This is a genomic window from Gaetbulibacter sp. NE (assembly GCF_025548475.1).
Taxonomy (GTDB): Bacteria; Bacteroidota; Bacteroidia; order Flavobacteriales; family Flavobacteriaceae; genus Gaetbulibacter_B; species Gaetbulibacter_B jejuensis.
This window is the reverse complement of sequence record NZ_JAOQHY010000005.1, coordinates 188023-195317: the sequence shown is the minus strand read 5'-3', so window position 1 is coordinate 195317 and position 7295 is coordinate 188023. Positions and strand designations below refer to the sequence as shown.

General features: G+C 34.4%; 6 protein-coding genes. All 6 read left to right on the top strand.

The features are described from left to right. Window positions 1-230: 230 nt before the first annotated feature. The 6 genes from OD803_RS08525 to OD803_RS08500 are packed head-to-tail and all read left to right on the top strand — an operon-like array spanning window position 231 to window position 7279. Window positions 231-1463: an ABC transporter ATP-binding protein gene (locus tag OD803_RS08525; RefSeq protein ID WP_262733121.1), complete on the top strand. Its 1233-nt coding sequence runs from the start codon at window positions 231-233 to the stop codon at window positions 1461-1463. Then, the gene (locus OD803_RS08520) at window positions 1460-2833 is read left to right on the top strand and encodes an acyltransferase (protein ID WP_262733120.1); all 1374 of its coding nucleotides are present in this window, start codon (window positions 1460-1462) and stop codon (window positions 2831-2833) included. Before OD803_RS08525 ends, OD803_RS08520 begins: the two co-directional genes overlap by 4 nt. Window position 2834: 1 nt before the next feature. Then, on the top strand, window positions 2835-3887 hold the full coding sequence (locus tag OD803_RS08515) for a glycosyltransferase family 2 protein (protein ID WP_262733119.1): 1053 nt from the start codon (window positions 2835-2837) through the stop codon (window positions 3885-3887). An 18-nt stretch (window positions 3888-3905) separates the two neighbouring features. Then, window positions 3906-4973 carry an acyltransferase family protein gene (locus OD803_RS08510; RefSeq protein WP_262733118.1) on the top strand — a complete coding sequence of 356 codons (1068 nt, stop codon included), beginning with the start codon at window positions 3906-3908 and terminating at the stop codon, window positions 4971-4973. Window positions 4974-5009: 36 nt separating this feature from the next. Further along, entirely contained in the window at window positions 5010-6047 is a 1038-nt protein-coding gene (locus OD803_RS08505; protein WP_262733117.1) for a glycosyltransferase family 2 protein, read from the top strand. Continuing rightward, window positions 6044-7279 (top strand): glycosyltransferase, encoded by a 1236-nt coding sequence (locus tag OD803_RS08500; RefSeq protein ID WP_262733116.1) that lies wholly within the window; start codon window positions 6044-6046, stop codon window positions 7277-7279. The genes OD803_RS08505 and OD803_RS08500 overlap by 4 nt, the downstream gene beginning before the upstream one ends. Window positions 7280-7295: the final 16 nt, after the last annotated feature.

Here is a 7295-nt window from a genome sequence, read left to right as displayed (position 1 = left end):
GCGTCGCAAAGCTCCTGATTTCGAAGCTTTTGTGCGCTATGCTTACGACAGCGTTTTCCTGCGTTGCAGGAATGGGGTTTAGTTGGGGTTTGGTTTTTAGATTATAAGGGATTAGGGATTAGTGTTTGGTTGTTGGTGTTTGGTTGGAAGTTGAAAAGGTATTAGGAATTAGGGATTAGGGGAAAGTGGTGAGGTTTTTGTTTTTTTTAGAATTTATATAAACAAGAGGGATGGTTATATTAAAGGCAGAACATATTAGTAAGCAGTATCGATTGGGATTGATTGGTACGGGTACTTTGGGTGATGACCTTAAGCGTTTTTGGTATAGGATGCGTGGTAAGGAGGATCCGTTTTTGAAGATAGGAGAGGTTAATGATAGGAGTACCACAGGTGCTAGTAACTATGTGTGGGCTTTACAGGATATTAATTTTGAGGTTGCACAAGGTGAGGTACTAGGTATTATAGGAAAGAATGGAGCCGGAAAGAGTACGTTGCTTAAAATTTTAAGCCGTGTTACTGCACCCACGACTGGTGAAATCAAAACCCGAGGTCGTATTGCGAGTTTGCTAGAGGTTGGTACTGGGTTTCACCCAGAGTTGACTGGACGAGAGAACATCTATTTGAATGGTGCTATATTGGGTATGACCAAAGCGGAAATACGCCATAAAGAGGATGAGATTATTGCTTTTAGTGGTTGTGAGCGTTATGTGGATACGCCCGTAAAGCGTTATAGTAGTGGTATGCGTGTGCGTTTAGCTTTTGCTGTTGCTGCTTTTTTAGAGCCTGATATTTTAGTAATTGATGAGGTGTTAGCAGTTGGTGATGCCGAGTTTCAAAAAAAGGCTATAGGCAAGATGCAAGATATTAGTAAAGGTGAAGGCCGTACTGTTTTGTTTGTGAGTCATGATATGGGAGCTATTCAAAGTTTATGTAATAGATTAATTGTGTTGAGAGAAGGAAAGGTTGCATTTACAGGAAATGTAGAAGACGGTATAAATAATTATCTTAATAATATAAAGTCAACAGAGTCTAATTACTTGAATGAAAATTGTATAGTTGGAATTGAAAGTTTAGAGTTTTATAATTCAAATGACATAGAAGCTAAATCAATTATAGTTGGTTCAAAAGTTAAGATAAAAATAAAATACAAAAATCCAGATTTCAGAAGTTTATCAATTTCGATAGGATTTTTTGATATGTTTGATAATTTTAAATTTTCTTGTAGAAGTGATGTAGTAGATAAACTCTTTGATAGTGGCTTTGGAGAGGCAACTTTAATAATTGAAAAGTGGCCATTAAGTGCCGGTTCTTATTATTATAATTTAGCAGTTCATGATAAATCTGTAATGATACAAAACGTGAAAGAAGCAGGAGTCCTAACTGTAGAAAGTGGAGATTTTTATGGAACAGGTAAATTGCCTGGGCATAAAAAAGCATTTTATATTGATTATAAATGGATATGAGTTTAAAAAAAATTATAAGAAAAAAAATACACCAAAAACTAGATTGGTTATATGCCTATATAAAAACTAGAACCTATAAGGAGTCTGAAAATAAAATAAGTGGGATAATAACAGAGATAAAGAGTGTTGGTTATGGTTTTAAGTACAATGGCACTAATTTATACATTTCAAAACCTAAAAAAGTCATTATTGGAAATAATGTACATATAGGAGATAATTTTTACGCCAAAACCGATGGTGGATTAATTATAGGGCACAATACACATATTTCTAGAAATGTAACTCTGTATACTGAAAATCATAATTATGAAGGGGTAGCTTTACCTTATGACCACACAAGTAATTATAAACCCGTAATAATTGGAGATAATGTATGGGTAGGTATGAATGTTTCTATAATGCCAGGAGTAACAATTGGCGAAGGTGCTATAATTGGATTAGGTACTGTGGTTAATAGAGATGTAAAACCTTATGAGGTTGTTGGTCCTGCATTAGCCCAAACTATTAAACTAAGGGATGTTGACCATTATAAATTATTAAATCTCAAAAAAGCATATGGTGGTGTTAATGGAGATTTATTAAGTAAAGAAAATTTAAAAGATTTTCTGCCAACATATAAAGATTTTAAGGATAAGCCCATTGTTTTTGTTTTAAGTACCGGTAGAAGTGGTTCTATGTCCATTACAAATATATTGAATCAGCATCCTGCTTGTAAGGCGTTTCATGAAGATATCATACAGTTGATAAGACTTAGTACGCAATTAGCTTATGATTTTAACAATCAGAAGCTTATGGTTGAGCTTTTGGCTATTTTTGAAACTAAAGTATGGAGTGCTCAATCAAACCAACTAATAGTTCATTCAGATCAACGTTTATGGAATTTAATACCATTCTTAGCAACGTTTTTTACAAAATCAAAATTTATACATTTGGTTAGACAACCTGAGCCTTGTATTTCATCAATGGTTGCTAGAAATTGGTATCAGGATGAAGAGTTTGAAAAGTTTAATAATCATGAGTGGGCTAAGTTTAGATTGCAAGGTGATAAAGTAGGAGCTTTTACTAGTGAGGAATGGAGTAAGTTAACCAATATTCAAAAATGTGTTTGGTATTATTTTTATATAAACGAGACTATTAATGCAGAATTGAAGAATATTTCTGATGATAGAACTATGTATTTAGAATTAGAAACTATAGGAGGATCAATCTATGAGCTCCAAAAGTTTTTGGGTTTAATGCCAAACGATTTAAAAGTAGTAAAAATGAATGCCGTTAAGCCGCAAGATAAAGTTAATCTTGAAAGTCTTTCAAGTCAAACTATTAAAACAGAAATTGACTTAATGAAAGCAGGATTTGATTGGAAAATTTAAAATGAAGCAAAAACCGACTATTTCCGTTATTATACCTGTATTTAATAGATCGAGTTTAATTCATTATACGATAGATAGTGTTATAGGGCAGACTTTTAAAGACTGGGAATGTTTAGTTGTAGATGATGGTAGTACAGATGATAGTGAAGCTGTAGTGCAAAGGTATTGTGAACGTGATACACGGTTTAAATTTTATAAACGCCCGAGTAGTAAGCCTAAAGGCGCTAATGCCTGTAGAAATTATGGTTTGGAATTGGGTGTTGGGACGTATATTGTTTTTTTAGACTCTGATGATTTATTGCATTCAACAGCTTTGGAAAAACGTCTTGAAGTAATGCAGCGGAAACAGAATGATATGGTGGTGAGTCACTCTATGGCTTTTAAAGAGCGTATAGGTGATATGGATTTGGTTTGGAATAGAATGGCTGAGACATCATCAAATGAAGCCTTATTAATTCGTTATTTTAATACTGATATGCCTTGGTGTACCAATGCTGTATTATGGTCTCGTGATTTTTTATTAAAAGTAGGTGGTTGGAATGAACAATTAGTTGCATGGCAGGATTGGGATATACATGTTAGAAGTTTAATAATGGATGCTAAAGTGGAGATTATGACTGGAGCGCCTGATAATTTTGTAAGACACACTACTGAAGGTCATATAGGGAGTTTGTACAGAACAAAGTCTTATTACATTAGTCTATGTTACATGGTGTCTTCAATAGGCGTTCAGCTTAAGAGAAGTATGTTTTCAACATCAAAGCCGGTTTTGAGTAGTTATCATGTTTTTGTTTTGATTTGGTGTGTTCAAAAACCTATTATTAGAGGGTTTAAGTTTTTGCCTATTAAAATGCTCTTTAAAAAGCGACTTTTTAATCAAGTCTCTGTTTTTAAGTATGTGAAAACATATATGATACAAGGGCTAATTGTTTATGGGCAAAGGAACAAATTCGTTTATAATTTGTTTAGAAGGCTTATAGAACATCAAGTTAGCGCTTTAGAAATAAATTCTACACATAATAAGTTGAAAATAGAGGATTTAAGTAGATGTTGAGATTATGTCAGGGTGTGTATGAAGTATATTAAAGGATTTGACGGCTTAAGAGCTATATCTATATTGTTTGTACTGCTTACTCATTTAGGTATGTATACTCAGCTGCCTAGTGCTTCTTTTTTAAAAACTAATTTTAATCTTATATCTGGTTCAACTGGTGTTATGATATTTTTTACAATTAGTGGTTTTCTTATTACTTTACTCTTATTGCATGAGAAACGTAGCTTTGGACGCATACAATTTGCTTCTTTTTTTGCCAGACGATTTTTAAGGTTGTTACCTCCCTTGTTGTTGTTTTATGCTGGTGTTTTGTTGTTAATGCATTTTAATTATTTGCCAGAGCGTTATTTGGCTGTTTTGCTTTCTTTTTTTTACGTTTATAATTTTGTGCCAGTTTCAGAGTATGTTGGAGAGTTAGGACATACATGGTCTTTGGCTGTTGAAGAGCAGTTTTATATTATATGGCCATTTATATTATCTGTTTTTAGGAAAATACGTTGGGTAGTATTATTTTCAGTATTACTCATTTTGATTTGTATAGGTGTAAAGCTATTATATAAAGCACCTATTTATTATAAAGACACTCCTTATTATTTGTTTGACCACTTTTTTCCTAATCGTTGGTTTATACCTGCCTGTTTACCTATAATGGTTGGTTCACTTACTGCAATAGCGTTGTTTTATAAAGGCACTTATCTTAAAAAGATAGTAGATGTTCGATTTTTATTATTGTTTTTACTATTGTTTTTTGCGCAGCTTTTATTTGATGGTTTAAGTTTTGTGATTATTGAGACCTTACAGCCTATAGCTGTTAGTTTAATTTTATTATGGATTTATTTTAATCAGGAAAGTTTAATTGTTCGCTTTTTGGAATTTCGTCTTTTTTCTTACGTAGGTAAAATTTCTTACGGTCTTTATGTTTACCAAGGTTTGTTTTTAAGAACTGGACCTGGAGGTGATTTATGGATTCAGAAGTTTCCATTTAATATTATTTTAGTATTTGTAACAGCAGTTTTGTCATATCATATTATAGAGCTTCCTGTTTTAAATTATAAAAAACGATTTAAACCTGTAAAAAGCACATAATTATTTAAGTTTGTCAATAATCAGAAAGTGAACCGTATGATTGTATCTCCTTTAATAACTGTATTAATGCCTGTTTATAACTGTGAGGCATTTATTGCAGCTACTTTAGAGAGTTTATTGCAACAAACTTTTAGTGATTTTGAGTTGTTGGTTATTGACGATGCCTCTACTGATGCTACGGTTTCTATAATAGAGGGTTTTGATGATTCGCGTATTCACTTAATAGTAAAACCTGAAAATACTGGTTACACTCATAGTTTAAACCGTGGTTTGAGTATGGCTAAAGGTGTTTATATTGCCCGAATGGATGCTGATGATATTGCATTGCCTGAGCGTTTAGCGCAGCAAGTGGCTTTTATGGATGCTCATCCAGAAGTTGTTGCTTGTGGCACCGCTTATCAAATTATGGACACCTCTCAGGTTGTTACGTTTCCAACTACTCATGAGGCTATACGGTTACGGCTTTTGGAACAGACTTGTTTTGCCCATCCTACGGTTATGCTTAGAACTTCGGTGTTGAGAGCCCATGGGTTACAGTATGCTGTTGCAAAAGAGCCTGCTGAGGATTATGATTTGTGGATAGCCTTGAGTCGTGTGGGGCAGTTGGCTAATTTAGATACTGTGCTATTGTACTATCGTGTTCATGATGCCCAGGTCTCTAACACGCGACGCGCTCGTCAACTTGCTAGTAAGGTTGACTCCAGAATTTTAATATTGAGTGATTTATTGTCGACTGTAAAAGCGACGTATGGCGTATTGTTGACAAAGGTTTTTACAGGTGCTTATTTGAGCTATGCTGAGGTTGATAGGTTTAGGGCTTTGGTGGCTTTGTTACTAGAGCGCAATGTTGCGTTGGGTGCGTTTGAAGCGGAGGGTTTACGTTATTATTTAAAACGATTAGAGCATAAACAGGTTAAGCAGTTGTTATTGCACCCTAAGCGTTTTGGACTAAAGCATTTGATGTATTATTGGCAGTGTCATTTTGATGGTGTTGTTTCGTTAGGTTTTAAAACGTCAATTATAGTTAGTGTAAAGAGTTTAATAGGTTATAGGCCTAAAGAAGTTGTGTTATGACCGTGTTAATTTGGGTAAAAACTTTCCCTGCAATATCAGAAACGTTTGTGCGTGACCATGTGGTTGGTTTAATTGACTCTGGTTTTGATGTTTTGATTCATACTAAGGATGGGCAATTTAATGAGGACGCCTTTAAAGCTTTAGAGGGGTTAGACACTTACCATTTAGATACTTGTATTGTAGATGTAGATGCTTATTATGAGCCACAACGGTTTAAACGCTATGTTAAAGGTGTTGGTGTTTTTTTTAATGGGTTGTTATCTCCTCAACGTAAGGCTTACTTTAATGCCTTAAATGTGTTTAAGTTTAAAGCAGAGGCTTGGTCTTTACGGTTGTTGTTTAGGGTTCATTTTATAGTTCGTAAAAAGGTCTCTATTATACACGCTCATTTTGGAGATAATGGTGTTATGGCTAGTTCTATAAAAGCTACAGGGTTGGATATACGGCTTTATACTACCTTTCATGGTTATGACATACGATTGGGTATTGCTAAAGGCGGAGGGGTTTATAAGCGTTTATTTGCTGCAGCAGATGGGATTGTTTCCATTTCTAATTACAATAAGCAGCATTTACTTGATTTTGGATTGGCAGCCTCTAAGGTTATTGATTTACCCAATGGTATAGATACAGAGGCTTTTAAACGTCCTCGACCAAATGTTTTAGATGGTACTACTATACGGTTGTTGAGTGTTGCACGATTGGTGCCAGAAAAGGCGTTACATATTGCGCTAGAAGCTGTTGCATTAGTGCAAGCACAGTTGCCTGATTATATTTTGGAGTATACTTTAATAGGAGAAGGTCCAGAGCGTAAGGCGCTTGAAGATTTAGTTGTGCGTTTAGGGATAAGTTCTCAAGTTCGTTTTTTAGGAAGCCAGTCGAGTATAGTTGTGCAAGAGGCTATGAAGACTCACCATGTTTTTTTGTTGTCGAGTAAGGTTGAAGCTTTGCCGACTGTATTGCTAGAAGCCCAAGCGGCAGGATTGGTTATTGTGGCTACTGATGTAGGGAGTGTTAGTACTGTTGTAAAAAGTGGAGCGGTAGTGTCAAAGTATTCTGTTGATGCTTTTAGTAATGCTCTTTTAAAGTTGATTGACGAAAATACATTATGGGTTGAAGACTCAAAAAAAGGGCAAGATTATGTTGCTGATTATTATGATGTACATCAACAGATAAATGCGCTAATTGATTTATATAAATTAAATTTATATGAGTCTAGTATAAAAAAGAGATAATATAATGTAATAAAAT